This is a genomic window from Dechloromonas hankyongensis, from assembly GCF_022012295.1.
Taxonomy (GTDB): domain Bacteria; phylum Pseudomonadota; class Gammaproteobacteria; order Burkholderiales; family Rhodocyclaceae; genus Azonexus; species Azonexus hankyongensis.
Map to the genome: position 1 here is coordinate 45,940 of NZ_JAKLTN010000002.1, position 16,750 is coordinate 62,689.

The following is a 16,750-nucleotide window of genomic DNA, read 5'->3' on the forward strand; positions in this document are numbered from 1 at the left end:
CGATACTTTCGTCATTGGGGAGCGCTTTTTGGATCGCGTGCTGGGCCGAGCTTCGATTTTGCTGTTGGTATTGCTTCTGTGCGGAAGCGCATCGGCTGTTGGCCTGGGCGAATTGCGCGGTCAACCGGTCCTCGGCGAAGGACTGCGCGTTGAGGTGATCCTCCTCGGCATGGAGCAGCAGCGTCTGGATGCGTCGTGCTTCCGTCTCGTGCAGCCAACCGCGACCGATGATCTGCCGTGGCTGCGCAAGGCCAGCCTGGGCGTGCGTCGAGGTGCCGAAACGGTGCTGGAAATCCGCTCCGAAGTCCCGTTGCGCGAACCGATCATGCAGATGCGAGTAGTGCTCGGTTGCGGCCATGAAATTTCCCGCGATTACGTGCTGATGGCCTCGCCGGCGCGCGTGGCGGCTGCACCGGCCGCTCCGGCGCGCCAGGACTACGTCGGCAGCGAGCCGCCGGCCAGCCCTGTTGAGCGGCGTCCGCCCCGCGTGCGGCCAGCCGCTCCGCCGGCTGCTGACGAGGCTCCGTTCCGCCTGGCGCCGCGCCGAACCGAAAAGCGCCGTGCCGCATCCGATATACCAGATCGGCTGCTCCTGTCCGGAGCCGATGGAGGGACGGTTGGCGAACCGTCCCTGCGCCTGGCCACCGAGTTGCTGAGCGCCACGGTCGCCAAGGAAACGCAGCGCGACATCCTGCGTCTCGAATACCGAATGCTGATGGCACTGCATGAGCAGGCGGCTTCGCAGATGGCGACGGCCGAAAAACTGCGCGACATGGAAGGGACGTTGGCCGAATTGCAGGCGCGCACCGCCGAATTTGCACAGCGCGTGGAAAAGGAAGCTTCGGCTCCGGCGCCAGCGCAGCCGGCTTCCCCCGCTCCGGTTGGGGTGGCGCCAGGCGAGGCGCCGGTGGCCTCGGCGGGCAATCCGCAGCCGAAACCTTTCCGGGTCAATGAGTCAGCCGGAGACACTGCGTGGAGCCTCTATGGCCTGGCGGCCGGCATGCTGTTCGGGCTTGCCGCCTGGTTCGGATGGCGCAGGTATCGCGAGGCCAGGGACGCCGATGCGGATAGCGATCCGTTCGCCGCGATCCCCGAAGTGCGCGTCGACCCGCAGCGGCATGACGAGTACGCCGGCGCGGGCGCGGTCGATCTGCATTTTGAACCCGCTGCGGCCATGCCGATGTCGGTCGATGTCGAACTCGACGATAAGGCTCTCCACCCGCCGCTCGAGTTCAATGTTCAGGAAAGCGCGCCACCGGTGTCGGCGCCGGATTCGGTGCTGTCGATCAGCACCACCACGCTGAGCGAGCAATCCGAGGTCAATCCCGTCATGGAACTGGCCGACATCATGCTGTCCTTCGGTCGGGTCAAGGGGGCGGCGCAGGCGCTGCAGGAGTTCATCGACCACAATCCCGAGGAAGCCCTGCTGCCGTGGATCCGCTTGATGGATGTCTATCGCATGGCCGGCATGCGCGCCGAATTCGAGAGCGTCGCCAGCAATCTTAACCAGCATTTCAACGTCGAAGTCCAGAACTGGGATGCGGAAGCCGTCCGGGCGCCGGGCGGCGAGGACACGGATGCCATAGCGCCGCGTCCGCAATCGCTCGAAGACATGCCGCGCCTGATGGGTGTCATTGCCGACCTGTGGGAGTCCGGCGATGTGGTCGGCTACTTGTACCAGTTGCTGCGCGATAACCGCGGCGGCCAACGCCAGGGCTTTGCCATGCCGGTGGTCGACGACATCCTGTTCCTGATTGAACTGAAAGAAACTGCCAACCGCATGGAGTAAGGCTGATGAGTGAATATGTTGCCCCGCTGAAGGATATCCGTTTTGCCATGCAGGAGCTGGCCGGCCTCGATCAGGTCGTGGCGCTGCCTGCGTGCGAGGAGGCCACGCCGGACGTGGTCGATGCCATCCTCGAGGAAGCCGCTCGGTTCGCCGGCGAAGTGCTGTCGCCGCTCAATCGCGTCGGCGATACGAATGGCGCCAAGTGGCAGGACAAGGCGGTCAAGACTTCGCCGGGCTTCAAGGAGGCCTATCGCCAGTTCGTGGACAACGGTTGGAACGGTCTCGGCTGCGATCCGGAATTCGGTGGGCAGGGTTTGCCTAAGCTGCTGTCCACGGCGGTCAGCGAAATGTGGAAGGCGGCCAACCATGCCTTCTCGCTGTGCCCGATGCTGACCCAGGGCGCCATTGAGGCGCTGATGATCGCCGGCACCGACGAACAGAAGGCGGCCTATCTGCCGAATCTGGTGTCCGGCGAATGGACCGGCACCATGAACCTGACCGAGCCGTCGGCCGGCTCCGACCTGGCCGCCGTCCGCTCGCGTGCCGAACCGGTCGGCGACGGCACCTACAAGATTTTCGGGCAGAAGATCTTCATCACCTACGGCGAGCACGACATGACGGACAACATCGTCCATCTCGTTCTCGCTCGCACGCCGAATGCGCTGGAAGGCGTCAAGGGCATCTCGCTGTTCGTCGTGCCCAAGTTCCTGCTCAAGGCCGACGGCACGCCGGGCGAACGCAACGATGTTTATTGCGTGTCGATCGAACACAAGCTGGGCATCCACGGTAGCCCGACGGCGGTGCTCGCCTTCGGCGACAACGGTGGTGCCATCGGCACGCTGGTCGGCGAGGAGAACCGCGGCCTGGAATACATGTTCATCATGATGAACGCAGCACGTTTCAACGTCGGCCTGGAAGGCCTCGGAGATGCCGAGCGCGCCTACCAGCGGGCCGTCGTCTATGCCAAGGAGCGCATCCAGGGGGGCGAACTGGGCGTCAAGGGCGGTCCGAAAGTGCCGATCATTAAGCATCCGGACGTGCGCCGTATGCTGATGTCCATGCGTTCGCGCATCGAAGCGATGCGGGCCTTGGCTTATGTTACGGCCGCTGCGCAGGACAATGCCCATGGCAACCCGGACGAAGCGGCGCGCAAGCAAGGCCAGGCGTTCGCCGACCTGATGATTCCGGTAATCAAAGGCTGGAGCACCGAAAGCGCCATCGACATCGCCTCCCTCGGCGTCCAGGTCCATGGCGGCATGGGCTTCATCGAGGAAACCGGCGCCGCCCAGCATCTGCGCGATGCCCGGATCACGGCCATCTACGAAGGTACGACCGCCATCCAGGCGAACGACCTGATCGGCCGCAAGATTGCCCGCGAGCAGGGCGCCACCATCAAGGCGGTGATCGCCGAGATGCGGGCCGGCGCCGCCAAGCTTGATGGCGAACTGGCCGGTATCGGAGCCCGCCAACAGGCCGGCATCGACGCCGTGGACAAGGCGGTCGACTGGATCGTCGCCAATTTCAAGGGCGATCCCAAGGCAACCCATGCCGGCGCCGTGCCCTTCCTCTTCCTGCTTGGCGTCGTGGCCGGCGGCTGGCAGATGGGGCGGGCGGCAGTCATCGCCCGGAGCAAGATTGCGGCAGGTGACGCGGACCCGTTCTGGGCGGCCAAGCTGACGACGACCCGCTTCTTCGCCGATCATTTCCTGACCCAAGCTGCCGGCCTGGCCGAGTCCGTGGTGGCCGGCGCGCCCGGTGCGCTGGAGATCGCCGACGACAGCTTCTGAAAATAAGTCGCTACTGTTCGATCGAAAGCCCGGGATTGTTGTTATAATCTTGGGCTTTTCAACCTTGCCCTACCGCAAACGCATGGCGGAGGGTTCATCCCAAAAGGAGTTTGCATGCGCCATTACGAAATCTGCTTTATCGTCCATCCGGACCAAAGCGAACAAGTGCCCGGCATGGTCGAGCGCTATCGCTCCATCGTAACCGCCAAGGGCGGTTCGATCCATCGTCTGGAAGACTGGGGTCGCCGTCAGCTGGCTTACCCGATCCAGAAGATCCACAAGGCCCACTACGTTCTGATGAACATCGAGTGCGACGGCGAGACGCTGAACGAACTCGAGCATTCGTTCAAGTTCAACGATGCCGTTCTGCGTCATCTGACCGTCAAGATGAAGGCTGCCGTGACCTCTCCGTCCCCGATGATGAAGGAAGAGAAGTCCAAGTCCCTGCTCGGTGGCGATGCTGCCCCGGTAGAACAGGCTGCTGCCTAAGCATATTGGTACGGGCTGACTGCTGAACTGCATCACCATCTCCGGGCAACTGGCCGAGCGCAAAGCCTTGCGCTACACGCCAGCCGGGATTCCGGTCAGTGAAGGACGTTTGCAACACAACTCCTCGCTGATCGAAAACGGTGCGCAGCGTCTGGTAGAAGTCGAAATTGCTGTCGTGGCCCTGGGCGACAACGCCCGCTGGCTGCAAGCTGCTCCGCTTGGCGGGCAACTCAAGGTGACAGGATTTCTCGCTGCCAGAGGACGCAACAGTCGGACACCCGTACTGCATGTGAATACACTCGAATATTTGGAAGGAAACGAAAATGGCTCGATTCTTCAAGAAGAAGGATGACGACAAGAAAAAGAAGCGCGGTGGCGGCCTGTTCAAGCGTCGCAAGTTCTGCCGCTTCACGGCTGAAAAGGTCGAACAGATTGACTACAAGGATGTTGAAGTCCTGAAGGAATACATCCAGGAAAACGCCAAGATCATGCCGGCTCGTCTGACCGGTACCAAGGCCGGCTATCAGCGCCAGCTGGGCAGCGCTATCAAGCGCGCCCGCTTCCTGGCCCTGCTGCCGTACACCGACAACCATCAATAATTCTCGGGGAGACGAAACATGCAAATCATTCTGCTCGAAAAGGTTGTCAACCTGGGTAACCTCGGCGATGTCGTCAAGGTCAAGGACGGCTACGCCCGTAACTTCCTGATTCCGCAACGCATGGCCAAGCGCGCCACGCCGGCTGCCATGGCCGAGTTCGAAGCTCGCCGCGCCGAACTGGAAAAGGCCGCCGCTGAAAAGCTGGCTGCTGCCCAGGCTGTTGCCGACAAGATGAACGGCACCGCCGTGACCGTTGCCCGCAAGGCCGGCATGGATGGCCGTCTGTTCGGTTCCGTCGGTAACGCCGACATCGCCGAAGCCCTGAAGGCTGCCGGTTTCGACGTCGACAAGGCTGCTGTCCGCATGCCGGAAGGCCCGCTCAAGGCGATCGGCGAGTTCCCGCTCGATGTCGCCCTGCACACCGACGTGCTGGCCAACATCACCGTGACCGTCGCTGCCGAGTAATTCGGTTTAGCTGTCACCAAAAAGGCCCCGCAGTTGCGGGGCCTTTTTAATTTAAACTGTCCGCCATGAATCAGCGCCCATTCAAACCCAAAGTCACCGACGCCACCCTGGACACCCTGCGGGTGCCGCCGCATTCCATCGAAGCCGAGCAATCGGTGCTTGGCGGCCTGCTGCTCGACAATCAGGCCTGGGACCGGATGGGCGATCTGGTCACCGATACCGATTTCTACCGCGACGAGCACCGGCGCATTTTCCGGCAGATCCGCAGCCTGCTCGAGCGGGCCAAGCCGGCCGACGTGGTGACGGTGGCCGAGGCGCTGGATGGCGCCGGCGAGGGCGACCAGACCGGCGGCCTGGCCTACCTCGGCGAGTTGGCGGCCAACACGCCGTCGGCGGCGAACATCAAGCGCTACGCCGAAATCGTCCGCGAGCGCGCCGTGCTGCGCCAACTGGTGGCAACGGCCGACGAGATCGCTGCCGATGCGCTGAACCCGCTCGGGCGCGATGCCGAAACCCTGCTCGACGAAGCCGAATCGAAGATTTTCAAGATTGCCGAAGCGGGGGCCGGGCACAACGAAGGTTTCGTGCATATCAATCCCTTGCTGACGCAGGTCGTCGAGCGCATCCAGGAATTGCACGACCGCGACAATCCGTCGGATATCACCGGCGTACCGACCGGCTTTCTCGATCTGGACCAGAAGACCTCGGGTTTTCAGCCGGGCGACCTGATTATCGTCGCCGGGCGCCCGTCGATGGGCAAGACGGCGTTTGCACTGAACATCGCCGAAAACGTGGCAGTCGATTCGGGCCTGCCGGTTGGCGTGTTCTCGATGGAAATGGGCGGCGCCCAATTGGCGACGCGTATGCTGGCCTCGATCGGCCGCCTGAATTCGCAGAGCCTGCGTACCGGCCGGATGAGCGACGACGAGTGGTCGAAGCTGTCATTCGCGCTCGGCAAGTTGCATGAGGCGCCGATCTACATCGACGAAACCGGCGGCCTGAGCCCGGCCAACCTGCGCGCCCGTGCTCGTCGCCTGGCCCGCCAGTACGGCGGCAAGCTCGGCCTGCTGGTCATCGACTACATCCAGCTCATGTCGGGTAACAAGCAGGGCGAGAACCGGGCGACCGAAGTGTCGGAAATTTCCCGTTCGATCAAGTCGCTGGCCAAGGAACTGCAGGTCCCCATCGTTGCCCTGTCCCAGCTGTCGCGTAAGGTCGAGGAGCGCACCGACAAGCGGCCGATGATGTCCGACTTGCGCGAATCGGGCGCTATCGAACAGGATGCCGACGTGATCCTGATGATGTACCGCGACGAGTACTACAACAAGGACAGCCAGGACAACAAAGGCATGGCCGAGGTCATCATCGGCAAGCAGCGTAACGGCCCGACCGGTACCGTGCGCCTGGCCTTCCTCGGCGAATACACGCGCTTCGAGAACCTCGCCAGCGGCGGGTTCGTCGATTCGCCCAACTGATCCTTACAGCACGACCTGGCGGGTCTTGATGGTGTATTGAGCAGCGTCATCGACGCTGCGGCCGCCGATTTCCATTTGCGGATGGAGCAGGAAGGGGATGGCCGAGTTCTTGCCGGGCAGGGTCACATCGGTACCCAGGTTGAAGGCGATCCAGTTCATTTCCCAGACACCGAACAATATCTTGCGCAGCGAGATCAGCTTGCTGTCGCGGTCGGATAGGACGTCCATGGCGATGGCCCGGCGCACGTCGCTGGGATCGACCGGAATCCAGCTGTAGCCGGGGACGTAGAATTCGGCCCGGACGTGCTGTCCACGCGTCACGTCGTCGCCCGGGATGCCGAGGCTGCGGAATAGGCGCGACGGGCCGGTACGCAGTCCATAGACGCAGCGGGCCGGAATGCCGATGGCGCGGCAGATGCTGACGAACAGCCCGTTGATGTCGGCCGATCGCCCGCCATACTGACCGCTGATCAATTGCCGGCGTACGTCGCCGGTGCCGCAGCCGGGCAGGGTGGGGTCGTAGGTGGTGTTGTCGACGACCCAGTCGTAGATGGCCTTGGCTTGCGCCACCGGGTCCTTGATGCGGCCCAGGATGCGTTCCCCGAGCTGGAAGGCGAGCCCGTCGTTGGGGATCAGCTGGGAGGCCTGCAGATTGCGGCGCAGGATGTCTTCGCGCTCCGGTGCAACGGTGCGCTTGGTGACGTCGAAATGGCGGTCGGCGGTGGTTACCAGCGTCGTCAGTTGCAAGCGGGCATCGCCGCCCTCCGGCCATTCGCAATGGAAAACCTCGAGATCGCCGTCCGGCAGGCGGCGCATGCTGAGATTGGCCGGGTTGCCGGTCCACGAGTGGCCAAGCGTGCGCTGATAGAGGGTGTCCTGATTCAGCGGCAGGGGCAGCCAGAAGCGGGTCGGGCCGTTTTTGCCCTTGAGGTTGACGGTGGTCGTGATTTCGTAGGTCCGCCACTCGTTGGGCGGCTCGGGCGCCTTGACCGGCGGCAGCCGCGAGGCGGTAGTTCCCTGCGGCGGGCGTTCGATGACAGGATCGTCGGCGGTGTGCACGACCGGCTGTTGCGGCTTGTACGACATGGCCGGTTTGCCGCGCACGCCGCGGCCGGCAGCCGGTTTTGCCGCGCGGGCGCCGGGTTTGGCCTTGGCTGCACCGGCCGGCTTGGCACCGGCGGCTGGTTTGGTTTGTTTTTTGGCGGCCCAGGCTTCGGAAGCAAACAGGGACAACGCGGCGGCTGACGCCAGAAAATCGCGACGTTTCAAAAGGCTCCTCCGGCGGAAACTATCCGTGGCTGAAACGAAAGGGCCGTGTCACTGACACGGCCCCTTTATTTGTGTGGAGCGGATTATAGCACTTCGGCCGCGTGGTCAGCCAGACGCGAGCGTTCGCCGCGTTGTAACGTGATGTGACCGGAGTGCGTCCAGCCCTTGAAGCGATCGACGACGTAGGTCAGGCCGGAACTGCCTTCAGTCAGGTAAGGCGTGTCGATCTGCGCGATATTGCCCAGGCAGATCACCTTGGTGCCGGGGCCGGCGCGGGTGACCAGGGTCTTCATCTGCTTCGGTGTCAGGTTCTGCGCTTCGTCGATGATCAGATACTTCTTCAGGAAGGTCCGGCCGCGCATGAAGTTGAGCGACTTGACCTTGATCTTGGAACGGACGATGTCGTTGGTCGCCGCCTTGCCCCAATCGCCGCCATAGGGGCTGCTGCTGTCGTCGGAATGGGTGAGGACTTCGAGGTTGTCCTCGAGGGCGCCCATCCACGGTGCCATCTTCTCTTCCTCGCTGCCGGGCAGGAAGCCGATATCCTCGCCGACCGGGACGGTGACGCGGGTCATGATGATTTCGGCGAAATGCTTGCTTTCCAGGGTCTGGGTCAGGCCGGCGGCCAGGGTCAGCAAGGTCTTGCCGGTGCCGGCCTGGCCGAGCAGGGTAACGAAGTCGATGTCTGGGTTCATCAGCAGGTTCATCGCGAAATTCTGTTCGCGGTTGCGCGCAGTGATGCCCCAGATGGCGTTCTTCGGGTGGGTGTAATCGATCAGCGTTTCCAGCACGGCGGTCTTGCCGGCGGTTTCCTTGACGATGGCGGCGAAGCCGTCGCTTTCCAGCCAGACGAATTCATTGACCAGCAGCTGCGGACAGAGCGGGCCGGTGACCTTGTAATAGGTCTTGCTCTCCTTCTTCCACGACTCCATGCCCTTGCTGTGCTTGTCCCAGAAATCCTCGGGCATCAGGCGGGTGCCGGAATAGAGGATGTCGGTGTCTTCCAGCACTTTGTCGTTGAAGTAGTCCTCGGCCAGCAGGTTGAGGGCGCGCGACTTGATGCGCATGTTGATGTCTTTCGACACCAGGATGACCGGGCGCTTAGGGAATTTCTTCTGCAGGTGGATGACCACCGACAGGATCTGGTTGTCGACCTTGGAGGTCGGCAGGCCCTGCGGCAATTCGCCGCTAATGGCCTCGGTCTGCAGGTAGAGGCGGCCGCTGGCCAGCTTGCTGGACGGGCCGTAGAGGTCGATGCCTTCGTCGATATCGACTTCGTCGTGGGCCAGCATTTCGTCCAGCATGCGCGAGGTCTGGCGGGCATTGCGGGCAATTTCGGTCATGCCCTTCTTGTGGTTGTCGAGTTCCTCCAGCGTCATGATCGGGATGAAAATATCGTGTTCCTCGAAGCGGAACAGGCTGCTGGGGTCGTGCATCAGCACGTTGGTGTCGAGAACGAAGATCTTGGTAACGGCGGGCTTCTTTGCGGCAGCGGGTTTGCGCGGCATGAGGGGGCCTTTGGTCAGGGGTTGGAAATCAGAGCGTTTTGACGAAATCGAGCACTTCCTGCACGTGGCCCGGCACCTTGACGCCCCGCCATTCGCGGCGCAGGACGCCCTGGCCGTCGATGACGAAGGTGCTGCGTTCGATGCCGCGTACCTGCTTGCCGTACATCATCTTCTGCTTGATGACGCCGAACAGGTTGCAGACGGCTTCGTCGGCATCGGAGCCGAGTTCGAAGGGGAAAGCCTGCTTGGCTTTGAAGTTCTCGTGCGATTTCAGGCTGTCGCGGGAGATGCCCAGCACGACGGCGTTGGCGGCCTGAAACTCGGCATGCAGGTCGCGGAAATTCTGGCCCTGCGTGGTACAGCCCGGTGTGCTGTCCTTGGGGTAGAAGTAGATGACGACGATTTTGCCGGCCTGGCCGGCCAGGCTGAAGGTGGTGCCGCTGGTGGCGGGGAGGGAGAAGTCGGGGATTTTTGTATCGAGCATGTTCTGCCTCTATGTTGTTGGTTTGAGCCATTGTGGGCAATGGGCAGGTGGGCGGTCAAGTTGTTACACTGCGGGTCATGCGAAAAATCTTGGCCTGCCTTGCTCTTGCCACAGCCTTGTCCGGATGCGGGCAGAGCTGGAACGATCCGTATCCGGCAGCCGATGCCGGACGGAATATCCTGTACACGGCATTTACCGAACGTCCCAAGCACCTCGATCCGGCCCAGTCCTACACCGAGGATGAGATCACCTTCACGGCGCAGATCTACCAGCCGCCGCTCCAGTACCACTACCTGAAACGCCCTTATGAGCTGATTCCAGCCACCCTTGAACAGGTGCCGGTTCCCCGCTTCTACGATGCCGCAGGGCGGGAGTTGGCGCACGATGCGCCGGTCGAGCAGATCGCCGAGAGCGTCTATGAACTGAAGCTGAAGCCGGGTATTAAATTCCAGCCGCACCCGGCTTTCGCTGTCGATGCGCAAGGCCAGCCGGAATACGTCGGTCCGGGCATCGCCGATGGCCGGCAGAAAGTCAGCGATTTTCCCAAGCTGGGCAGCCGCGAACTGAATGCCGACGACTACATCTACCAGATCAAACGCCTGGCCCATCCGCGCCTGCATTCGCCCATTTTCGGCATGATGGCGGACAAGATCGTCGGCCTCAAGGAACTGGGCGACAGCCTGCAGAAGGCCGCCAAGGACAAGCCGGCCGACGAGTGGCTCGACCTCGACGCCTTCGCCCTGACCGGGGTCGAGAAGGTCGATGTCCACACCTGGCGCATCCGCATCAAGGGCAAATACCCGCAATTCGCCTACTGGCTGGCCATGCCCTTCTTCGCGCCGGTGCCGCGCGAGGCCGACCGCTTCTTCGCCCAGCCCGGCATGGCAGCCAAGAACCTGACCCTCGACTGGTGGCCGGTCGGCACCGGGCCGTACATGCTGTCGGAAAACGATCCGAACCGGCGCATGGTGCTGTCGCGCAACCCGAATTTCCATGGCCAAGCCTATCCCTGCGAGGGCGAAGCGGGAGATCGCGAGGCCGGTCTGCTGGACGATTGCGGCAAGGCCCTGCCATTCATCGACCAAGCGGTGTTCACCCGTGAGAAGGAGGCGATTCCCTACTGGAACAAGTTCCTGCAGGGCTACTACGATGCCTCGGGGATTTCTTCGGACAGCTTCGACCAGGCGGTGCGCGTCAATGTCGGCGGCGACGTGGCGCTGACCGACGAAATGCGCGACAAGGGCATACGCTTGCTGACCTCGGTCAAGCCTTCGACTTTCTACATGGGTTTCAACCTGCTCGATCCAGTGATCGGCGGCCTGGGCGCCCGCGGAACCAAGCTGCGCCAGGCCATCTCCATCGCCATCGACGAGGAGGAGTTCATCTCCATTTTCCAGAACGGGCGCGGCATTGCGGCGCAGAGTCCGCTGCCGCCGGGCATCTTCGGCTACGAGCCGGGCGAGCTGGGCGTTAACGGCGTGGTCTACGACTGGGTCGATGGCAAGCCCCGGCGCAAGCCGATCGAGGCAGCCAAGAAGCTGGTGGCAGAAGCCGGGTATCCGAATGGTCGCGACGAAAAGAGCGGCGAACCGCTGGTCGTCTATCTCGACACCACCGGCGGCGGCATGGGCGAAAAGTCCCGCCTCGACTGGCTGACCCGCCAATTCGCCCGGATCGACATCCAGCTCGTCATCCGCTCGACCGACTTCAACCGTTTCCAGGACAAGCTGCGCAAGGGCAATGTCCAGCTCTATTACCTGGGCTGGAATGCCGATTACCCCGATCCGGAAAACTTCTTTTTCCTGCTGCACGGCGAAGAGTCGCGCGTCGCCCGGGGCGGCGAGAATTCGTCGAATTACGCCAATCCGGAATTCGATCGGCTGTTCACCAAAATGAAGAACATGGATAACACGCCGGAGCGGCTGAGCATCGTCCGTCAGATGAATCGCCTGCTGCAGCACGATGCGCCCTGGGTCTTCGGCCTGCATCCGAAAAGCTATACCCTCGGCCACCGCTGGCTGAAGAACCGCAAGCCCAACGACGTCGGCAACAACATCCTGAAATACCAGCGTATCGATGCGGCCGAACGTGCGGCAGCCCGCCGGGAATGGAACAAGCCGCTCCTCTGGCCGCTGGCGGTTGGCTTCCTGGTCATCGTGCTGGCCGTCGTCCCGGCCATGGTGGGCTATCGGCGCCGCGAGCGGCGGGCAGCCTTGCGGTGAATCTCTCTGATCGCCGGCAGCGCCTGGACGGGCTGCTCCAGTTCTTTCATCCGCTCTGGCACGCCCAGCCTTTCCGCGAGGCGCGGCCGGCATGGTGCGAGCAGTGGCCGGCCCTGGCCGCCGAATTGCTGGCCTTGCCGGATGATGCTGTCGCCCTGCTGAACAACGACAGTGCGGCAGCCTTGGCGCTGCTTGCAAGGCATCTCCCCGAGGTCGCCGACGTGCTGGCCTTGACCGAGGTTCCGGCGTATCCGGTAAGCGCCGCCCGAGATCACGGAACGCGTTGGGCCTGGGAGATTCCCGGGCGCAAGCAAAGCCAGATCGAAGCCTTCGCCTCGGCCAGCCGTCCGGGCGGCAGCAGCGTGCTCGACTGGTGCGGCGGCAAGGGGCACCTCGGGCGCCGGCTGGCGCTGGAGTGGGGGCTGCCGGTGCACACCCTGGAAATCGATACGGCCTTGTGCGACGAAGGCGAGAAGCTGGCGCACAAGGCGGCCGTCGATCAACGTTTCTGGCGTCGCGATGCGCTGGCGGTGGCCGACTGGCCCCGGGCGGGGCAGCATGCCATTGCGCTGCATGCCTGCGGGGATCTGCACCGCCGCTTGCTGACCCAGGGTTGCGCGGCCGGCGTCAGCCATTTCGATGTCGCCCCGTGCTGCTATTACCGCGGCGTGGACCAGACCTATGTCCCGCTCCACGACCAGGGCGGACTGACGCTGACCCGAGATGACCTGCGCCTGGCCGTTACCGAGACGGTTACCGCTTCACCGCGGCTGGCGCGGCAGCGGGATCGCGAAATGGCCTGGAAACTGGGGTTCGACGCCTTCCGCCGCGAAAAATCCGGCGCTGCCTACAAGACTTTCAAGCCGGTGCCGGCGGCCTGGTTTCGCCAGGGCTTCGGCGAGTTTCTACAGCAGATGTCGGTGCGCGAAGGCTTGCCGGCGGAGATGGCTGCACGGTCGGCGGAGCGGGCCGAAGCGCTGGGCTGGCAGCGTCAGGGCGAGGTCATGCGCCTGTCCATCGTCCGCCATGCCTTTCGGCGGGCGCTGGAAATCTGGCTGGTGCTCGATCTGGCCTGTTATCTGGAAAGCCGGGGATATACCGTGGATGTCGGTACTTTCTGCCCGCGCCAGCTGACGCCGCGCAATCTGCTTATTTCGGCGCGACGCGCGTAGCGATGTAGCGGGCCAGCTCGTCCGGGTGATCGATGATTAGGTCGGCGCCCCAAGTGTGCAGCGGGCCGCTGTCGCCAAGATAGCCGTAGCTGACGGCAACGGTCAGGCAGCCGGCGGCCTTGCCGGCGATGATGTCGCGCCGGTCGTCGCCGACGTACAGCGTGCGTTCGGGCTGGCAGTCGAGCAGCCGGCAGGCGTGCAGGATGGGTAGCGGCGAAGGCTTGGCCTCGGGCGTGGTGTCGCCGCTGACCACGCAAGTCGTGCGCGGGGCCAAACCCAGTTGGGCGACCAGCGGATCGGTGAAGCGCATCCGCTTGTTGGTGACGATGCCCCAGCCGAGTTGGTGTGCTTCCAGCGCGTCGAGTAGTTCCGGGATGCCGTCGAACAGGCGGGTCGCCTGGCACAGCCGCTCAAGATAAAGCTCTAGGAAGCGCTGCGAACGATGGGCATAGGTCGGGTGCGTGCTGTCGATATCGAAGCCGGCCTTGAGCAGGCCGCGCACGCCCTGGGAGGTGTAGGGGCGCAGGGTGTCGAGGGGTTTTGGCGCGTATCCTTCTTCCTGGAGCAGCACATTGACCGACTCACCCAGGTCGGGCGCCGTGTCGGCCAACGTGCCGTCGAGGTCGAAGAGGACGGCTTCAAGCATGGCGCACGGCGCGCATCAGGTAATTGACGCTGGTGTCCCGGCCCAGGCTGTATTGCCGGCTGAGCGGGTTGTAGCTCATGCCGACCAGTTCGGCCGGTTCCAGATTGGCCAGCTTGGCCCAGCGCGCCAGCTCGGAGGGCTTGATGAACTTGGCGTAGTCGTGCGTGCCCTTGGGCAGCATCTGCAGGACGTATTCTGCGCCGACCACCGCCAGCAGGTAGGACTTCGGATTGCGGTTCAGCGTCGACAGGAAGACCTGGCCGCCCGGCTTGACCAGTCGCGCACAGGCGGTGATCACGCTGGACGGATTGGGAACGTGTTCGAGCATCTCGAGGCAGGTCACGGCATCGAAGGCGCCGGGCATCTCGTCGGCCAGCTCCTCGACGGAAATCTTGCGGTAATCGACCTTCTGGCCGCTTTCCAGCAGATGCAGCTTGGCAACGCCCAGCGGCTTTTCCGACAGGTCGATACCCGTCACGTTGGCGCCGCGGACCGCCATGCCTTCGGAGAGCAGGCCGCCGCCGCAGCCGACATCGAGAATACGCTTGCCGGCCAGACTGATCGCGCTGTCGATCCAGTGCAGGCGGAGCGGGTTGATGTCGTGCAGCGGCTTGAATTCGCTGTTCGGGTCCCACCAGCGGTGGGCGAGTTCTCCAAATTTATCGAGTTCGGCTTGGTTGGCGTTTAGCATGATGTCGTGAAAGCTGAGAGAAAAGAAAAAGCCCTGCCGAGGCAGGGCTTTTCGCTGAAGCGTAGTCGGCTTACTTGGTGCCGATGACTTCGATGTCGACGCGACGATCCGGCTGCAGGCAGTCGATCAGGGCCTTGGTCTTGGCATTGCCCTTGCACTTGTCGCCGGTGACCGGCTGCTTCTCGCCCTTGCCTTCGGTGTAGACGCGGTTGGCTTCGATACCCTTGGCAACCAGGTATTCCTTGACGGCGGCAGCGCGCTTCTCGGACAGCTTCTGGTTGTAGGCATCGCCACCGAGGCGGTCGGTGTGGCCAACGGCCAGAATCACTTCCAGCTTGATGGCCTGGGCCTTGGAGACCAGCTCGTCGAGCTTCTGCTTGCCGGCCGGACGCAGGACAGCCTTGTTGAAGTCGAACAGGGCGTCGGCGGCGACGGTGATCTTTTCGCCGGACGGCTTGACGCCGGTGGCAGCCGGAGCGGCAGCAGCCGGAGCGGCAGCAGCGGCCGGGGCGCAAGCGGAAGCCGGCAGCAGGTCCTTGTCGCATTCGCAACCGGCCTTGTCGGCAGCGGCAGCGGCCGGGGTCCAGTAGCCATCGCGCCAGCACAGGCCGAAGCCGCTCTTGGCGACGACGTCACGGCCGTCGATCAGGTAAACGCGCTCTTGCGCAACAGCAGAGAAACCGATACCGGCCAGCAGGGCCAGAACCAGGGACTTCTTGGCGATGTTTTTGATCATTGTTTTCCCTCGTTGAAGAAAATGTCGGAAATCTTTTAACCCGTACGACAACCGAATCACGGCTGTTGGCGGAATTCCAAACTATTCTGCCATAGCGCTACAGCAGATTCCAAGTCATTTTGCGGGTGATTCGGTAAAGTTTTGTTGTCTACGCAACACTTTCCGGCCACCCACACATGCGTGATGTGCTCGCGGCCGGCCACATTGACAATGTGCGATACCGGATCGAAGCAGGGACGGGTTTCCAGGGGGCTCAGGCTGACGGCGCACAGGTCGGCATACTTGCCCGGCGTGATGGAGCCGATCTTGTCGGCCAATCCAAGTGCGCGGGCGGCGTCGAGCGTTGCCATGCGCAGGACTTCGCCGGCCGGAAGGGCTTGCGCATTGCCGCTGACACCCTTGGCCAGCAGGGCGGCCAGGCGCATTTCGGCAAACATGTCGAGGCGGTTGTTGCTGGCAGCGCCGTCGGTGCCGAAACCGACATTAATGCCCATCTGTCGCATTTTTGCCACGGGGGCAAAACCGCTGGCCAGTTTCAGGTTCGAGGTCGGGCAGTGGGCAATGTTGCTGCTCGTGGTGGCCAGCAATTCAAGGTCATCGTCATTTAGATGAACGGCATGCACGCCAATCAGGTTGGGGCCGAGCAGGCCGAGTTTGCGCAGCCGCTGCAGGGGGCGTTGCCCATGCTGTTGCAGGCTGTCTGCGATTTCCTGGGCGGTCTCGTGGATGTGGCAATGGATGGGCAGGTTAAGCTGCTCGGACAGTGTGAGGATGCGCTCGAAGGTTGCGTCAGACACGGTGTAGGGCGCATGCGGGGCGAGGCAGAACTCGATCAGCGGGTTGCCCAGCCAGTCCTGGCGGACGGCCAGGCCCTTGCTGATGTAATCGGCCGCGTCGCTGGCGTAGGGGGTGGGGAATTCCAGCGTGGTGATGCCCAGCGTGGCGCGCATGCCGAATTCGCTGGCGGCGCTGGCGGCGGCATCAGGATAGAAATACATGTCGTTGAAACAGGTGATGCCGCCCTTGAGCATCTCTGCGCAGGCCAGGCGGGTGCCGTCGTACACGAACTGCGGCGACATGTGGGTGCCTTCGATCGGCCAGATGTGCTTCTGCAGCCAGTCCATCAGCGGCAGGTCGTCGGCGATGCCGCGCATCAGGGTCATCGCGGCGTGGGTGTGCAGGTTGATCAGGCCGGGAATGAGGATGTGGCCCGGCAGTTTGACGTGCCGTGCCGGCGCGAACCGGGCGCGCGCCTCGCGGGTGGGCAGCACGGCGACGATACGCTCGTTGTGTACTGCGACGGCGTGGTTGTTCAGGGTGGTGTCCGAATCGACCGTGGCGATCCAGCGGGCTTCGATCAACAGGTCGATGGCTTCTGGTATTGTTGTCATGAAAAACGGGGTCTGTGCGTTGAGAGG

General features: G+C 63.2%; 16 protein-coding genes. 9 read left to right on the plus strand and 7 right to left on the minus strand.

Annotation, left to right across the window (positions count from 1 at the left end):
* The first annotated feature begins 112 nt into the window (after positions 1 to 112).
* From LZ012_RS08735 to dnaB, 7 genes are all read left to right on the plus strand, one after another.
* Positions 113 to 1,789, plus strand: a complete 1,677-nt coding sequence (locus LZ012_RS08735) for a type IV pilus assembly protein FimV (RefSeq protein ID WP_275709790.1) — start codon at positions 113 to 115, stop codon at positions 1,787 to 1,789.
* A gap of 5 nt (positions 1,790 to 1,794) precedes the next feature.
* Positions 1,795 to 3,576, plus strand: coding sequence for an acyl-CoA dehydrogenase (locus LZ012_RS08740; protein ID WP_275709792.1), 1,782 nt, complete (start codon positions 1,795 to 1,797; stop codon positions 3,574 to 3,576).
* Positions 3,577 to 3,690: 114 nt separating this feature from the next.
* Positions 3,691 to 4,065 (plus strand): 30S ribosomal protein S6, encoded by a 375-nt coding sequence (gene rpsF, locus LZ012_RS08745; RefSeq protein WP_275709794.1) that lies wholly within the window; start codon positions 3,691 to 3,693, stop codon positions 4,063 to 4,065.
* Between the two features lie 37 nt (positions 4,066 to 4,102).
* The gene (gene priB, locus LZ012_RS08750) at positions 4,103 to 4,417 is read left to right on the plus strand and encodes a primosomal replication protein N (protein ID WP_275711750.1); all 315 of its coding nucleotides are present in this window, start codon (positions 4,103 to 4,105) and stop codon (positions 4,415 to 4,417) included.
* Positions 4,389 to 4,664 (plus strand): 30S ribosomal protein S18, encoded by a 276-nt coding sequence (rpsR, locus tag LZ012_RS08755; RefSeq protein WP_275709796.1) that lies wholly within the window; start codon positions 4,389 to 4,391, stop codon positions 4,662 to 4,664. The genes priB and rpsR overlap by 29 nt, the downstream gene beginning before the upstream one ends.
* An 18-nt stretch (positions 4,665 to 4,682) precedes the next feature.
* Positions 4,683 to 5,129, plus strand: coding sequence for a 50S ribosomal protein L9 (gene rplI / locus LZ012_RS08760; RefSeq protein ID WP_275709798.1), 447 nt, complete (start codon positions 4,683 to 4,685; stop codon positions 5,127 to 5,129).
* A 65-nt stretch (positions 5,130 to 5,194) separates the two neighbouring features.
* Complete coding sequence (gene dnaB, locus LZ012_RS08765; RefSeq protein WP_275709800.1) at positions 5,195 to 6,604, plus strand: replicative DNA helicase; 1,410 nt, start codon at positions 5,195 to 5,197, stop codon at positions 6,602 to 6,604.
* A 3-nt stretch (positions 6,605 to 6,607) separates the two neighbouring features.
* Here the strand turns inward: dnaB and LZ012_RS08770 are convergent, their stop codons facing one another.
* The 3 genes from LZ012_RS08770 to LZ012_RS08780 all read right to left on the minus strand — a co-directional run bounded on the left by LZ012_RS08770 (position 6,608) and on the right by LZ012_RS08780 (position 9,865).
* Complete coding sequence (locus tag LZ012_RS08770; protein ID WP_275709802.1) at positions 6,608 to 7,873, minus strand: transglutaminase-like domain-containing protein; 1,266 nt, start codon at positions 7,871 to 7,873, stop codon at positions 6,608 to 6,610.
* An 83-nt stretch (positions 7,874 to 7,956) separates the two neighbouring features.
* On the minus strand, positions 7,957 to 9,381 hold the full coding sequence (locus LZ012_RS08775; RefSeq protein WP_275709804.1) for a PhoH family protein: 1,425 nt from the start codon (positions 9,379 to 9,381) through the stop codon (positions 7,957 to 7,959).
* Positions 9,382 to 9,409: 28 nt separating this feature from the next.
* Complete coding sequence (locus LZ012_RS08780; RefSeq protein WP_275709806.1) at positions 9,410 to 9,865, minus strand: peroxiredoxin; 456 nt, start codon at positions 9,863 to 9,865, stop codon at positions 9,410 to 9,412.
* Positions 9,866 to 9,942: 77 nt separating this feature from the next.
* On the opposite strand from LZ012_RS08780, the gene LZ012_RS08785 reads away from it, so the two are divergent.
* Together LZ012_RS08785 and LZ012_RS08790 are read left to right on the plus strand one after the other, a co-directional pair.
* Positions 9,943 to 12,087: an ABC transporter substrate-binding protein gene (locus LZ012_RS08785; RefSeq protein ID WP_275709808.1), complete on the plus strand. Its 2,145-nt coding sequence runs from the start codon at positions 9,943 to 9,945 to the stop codon at positions 12,085 to 12,087.
* Positions 12,084 to 13,259: a methyltransferase gene (locus tag LZ012_RS08790; RefSeq protein WP_275709810.1), complete on the plus strand. Its 1,176-nt coding sequence runs from the start codon at positions 12,084 to 12,086 to the stop codon at positions 13,257 to 13,259. Before LZ012_RS08785 ends, LZ012_RS08790 begins: the two co-directional genes overlap by 4 nt.
* Here the strand turns inward: LZ012_RS08790 and LZ012_RS08795 are convergent.
* From LZ012_RS08795 to LZ012_RS08810, 4 genes are all read right to left on the minus strand, one after another.
* Entirely contained in the window at positions 13,237 to 13,905 is a 669-nt protein-coding gene (locus LZ012_RS08795) for an HAD family hydrolase (protein ID WP_275709812.1), read from the minus strand. The genes LZ012_RS08790 and LZ012_RS08795 overlap by 23 nt on opposite strands.
* A complete protein-coding gene (gene ubiG / locus LZ012_RS08800) occupies positions 13,898 to 14,596 on the minus strand; it encodes a bifunctional 2-polyprenyl-6-hydroxyphenol methylase/3-demethylubiquinol 3-O-methyltransferase UbiG (RefSeq protein WP_275709815.1) in 699 nt (232 codons plus the stop codon). Before ubiG ends, LZ012_RS08795 begins: the two co-directional genes overlap by 8 nt.
* A gap of 70 nt (positions 14,597 to 14,666) precedes the next feature.
* On the minus strand, positions 14,667 to 15,332 hold the full coding sequence (locus tag LZ012_RS08805) for an OmpA family protein (RefSeq protein ID WP_275709816.1): 666 nt from the start codon (positions 15,330 to 15,332) through the stop codon (positions 14,667 to 14,669).
* 56 nt (positions 15,333 to 15,388) lie between these two features.
* Complete coding sequence (locus tag LZ012_RS08810; protein WP_420839502.1) at positions 15,389 to 16,723, minus strand: TRZ/ATZ family hydrolase; 1,335 nt, start codon at positions 16,721 to 16,723, stop codon at positions 15,389 to 15,391.
* Positions 16,724 to 16,750: the final 27 nt, after the last annotated feature.

Excerpts from the sequence above, each read along its gene's own strand:
- LZ012_RS08740 (WP_275709792.1), top strand. The coding sequence starts at position 1,795 with ATGAGTGAATATGTTGCCCCGCTGAAGGATATCCGTTTTGCCATGCAG.
- rpsF (WP_275709794.1), top strand. The coding sequence starts at position 3,691 with ATGCGCCATTACGAAATCTGCTTTATCGTCCATCCGGACCAAAGCGAA.
- rpsR (WP_275709796.1), top strand. The coding sequence starts at position 4,389 with ATGGCTCGATTCTTCAAGAAGAAGGATGACGACAAGAAAAAGAAGCGC.
- rplI (WP_275709798.1), top strand. The coding sequence starts at position 4,683 with ATGCAAATCATTCTGCTCGAAAAGGTTGTCAACCTGGGTAACCTCGGC.
- dnaB (WP_275709800.1), top strand. The coding sequence starts at position 5,195 with ATGAATCAGCGCCCATTCAAACCCAAAGTCACCGACGCCACCCTGGAC.
- LZ012_RS08775 (WP_275709804.1), bottom strand. The coding sequence starts at position 9,381 with ATGCCGCGCAAACCCGCTGCCGCAAAGAAGCCCGCCGTTACCAAGATC.
- LZ012_RS08780 (WP_275709806.1), bottom strand. The coding sequence starts at position 9,865 with ATGCTCGATACAAAAATCCCCGACTTCTCCCTCCCCGCCACCAGCGGC.
- LZ012_RS08785 (WP_275709808.1), top strand. The coding sequence starts at position 9,943 with ATGCGAAAAATCTTGGCCTGCCTTGCTCTTGCCACAGCCTTGTCCGGA.
- LZ012_RS08795 (WP_275709812.1), bottom strand. The coding sequence starts at position 13,905 with ATGCTTGAAGCCGTCCTCTTCGACCTCGACGGCACGTTGGCCGACACG.
- ubiG (WP_275709815.1), bottom strand. The coding sequence starts at position 14,596 with ATGCTAAACGCCAACCAAGCCGAACTCGATAAATTTGGAGAACTCGCC.
- LZ012_RS08805 (WP_275709816.1), bottom strand. The coding sequence starts at position 15,332 with ATGATCAAAAACATCGCCAAGAAGTCCCTGGTTCTGGCCCTGCTGGCC.
- LZ012_RS08810 (WP_420839502.1), bottom strand. The coding sequence starts at position 16,723 with ATGACAACAATACCAGAAGCCATCGACCTGTTGATCGAAGCCCGCTGG.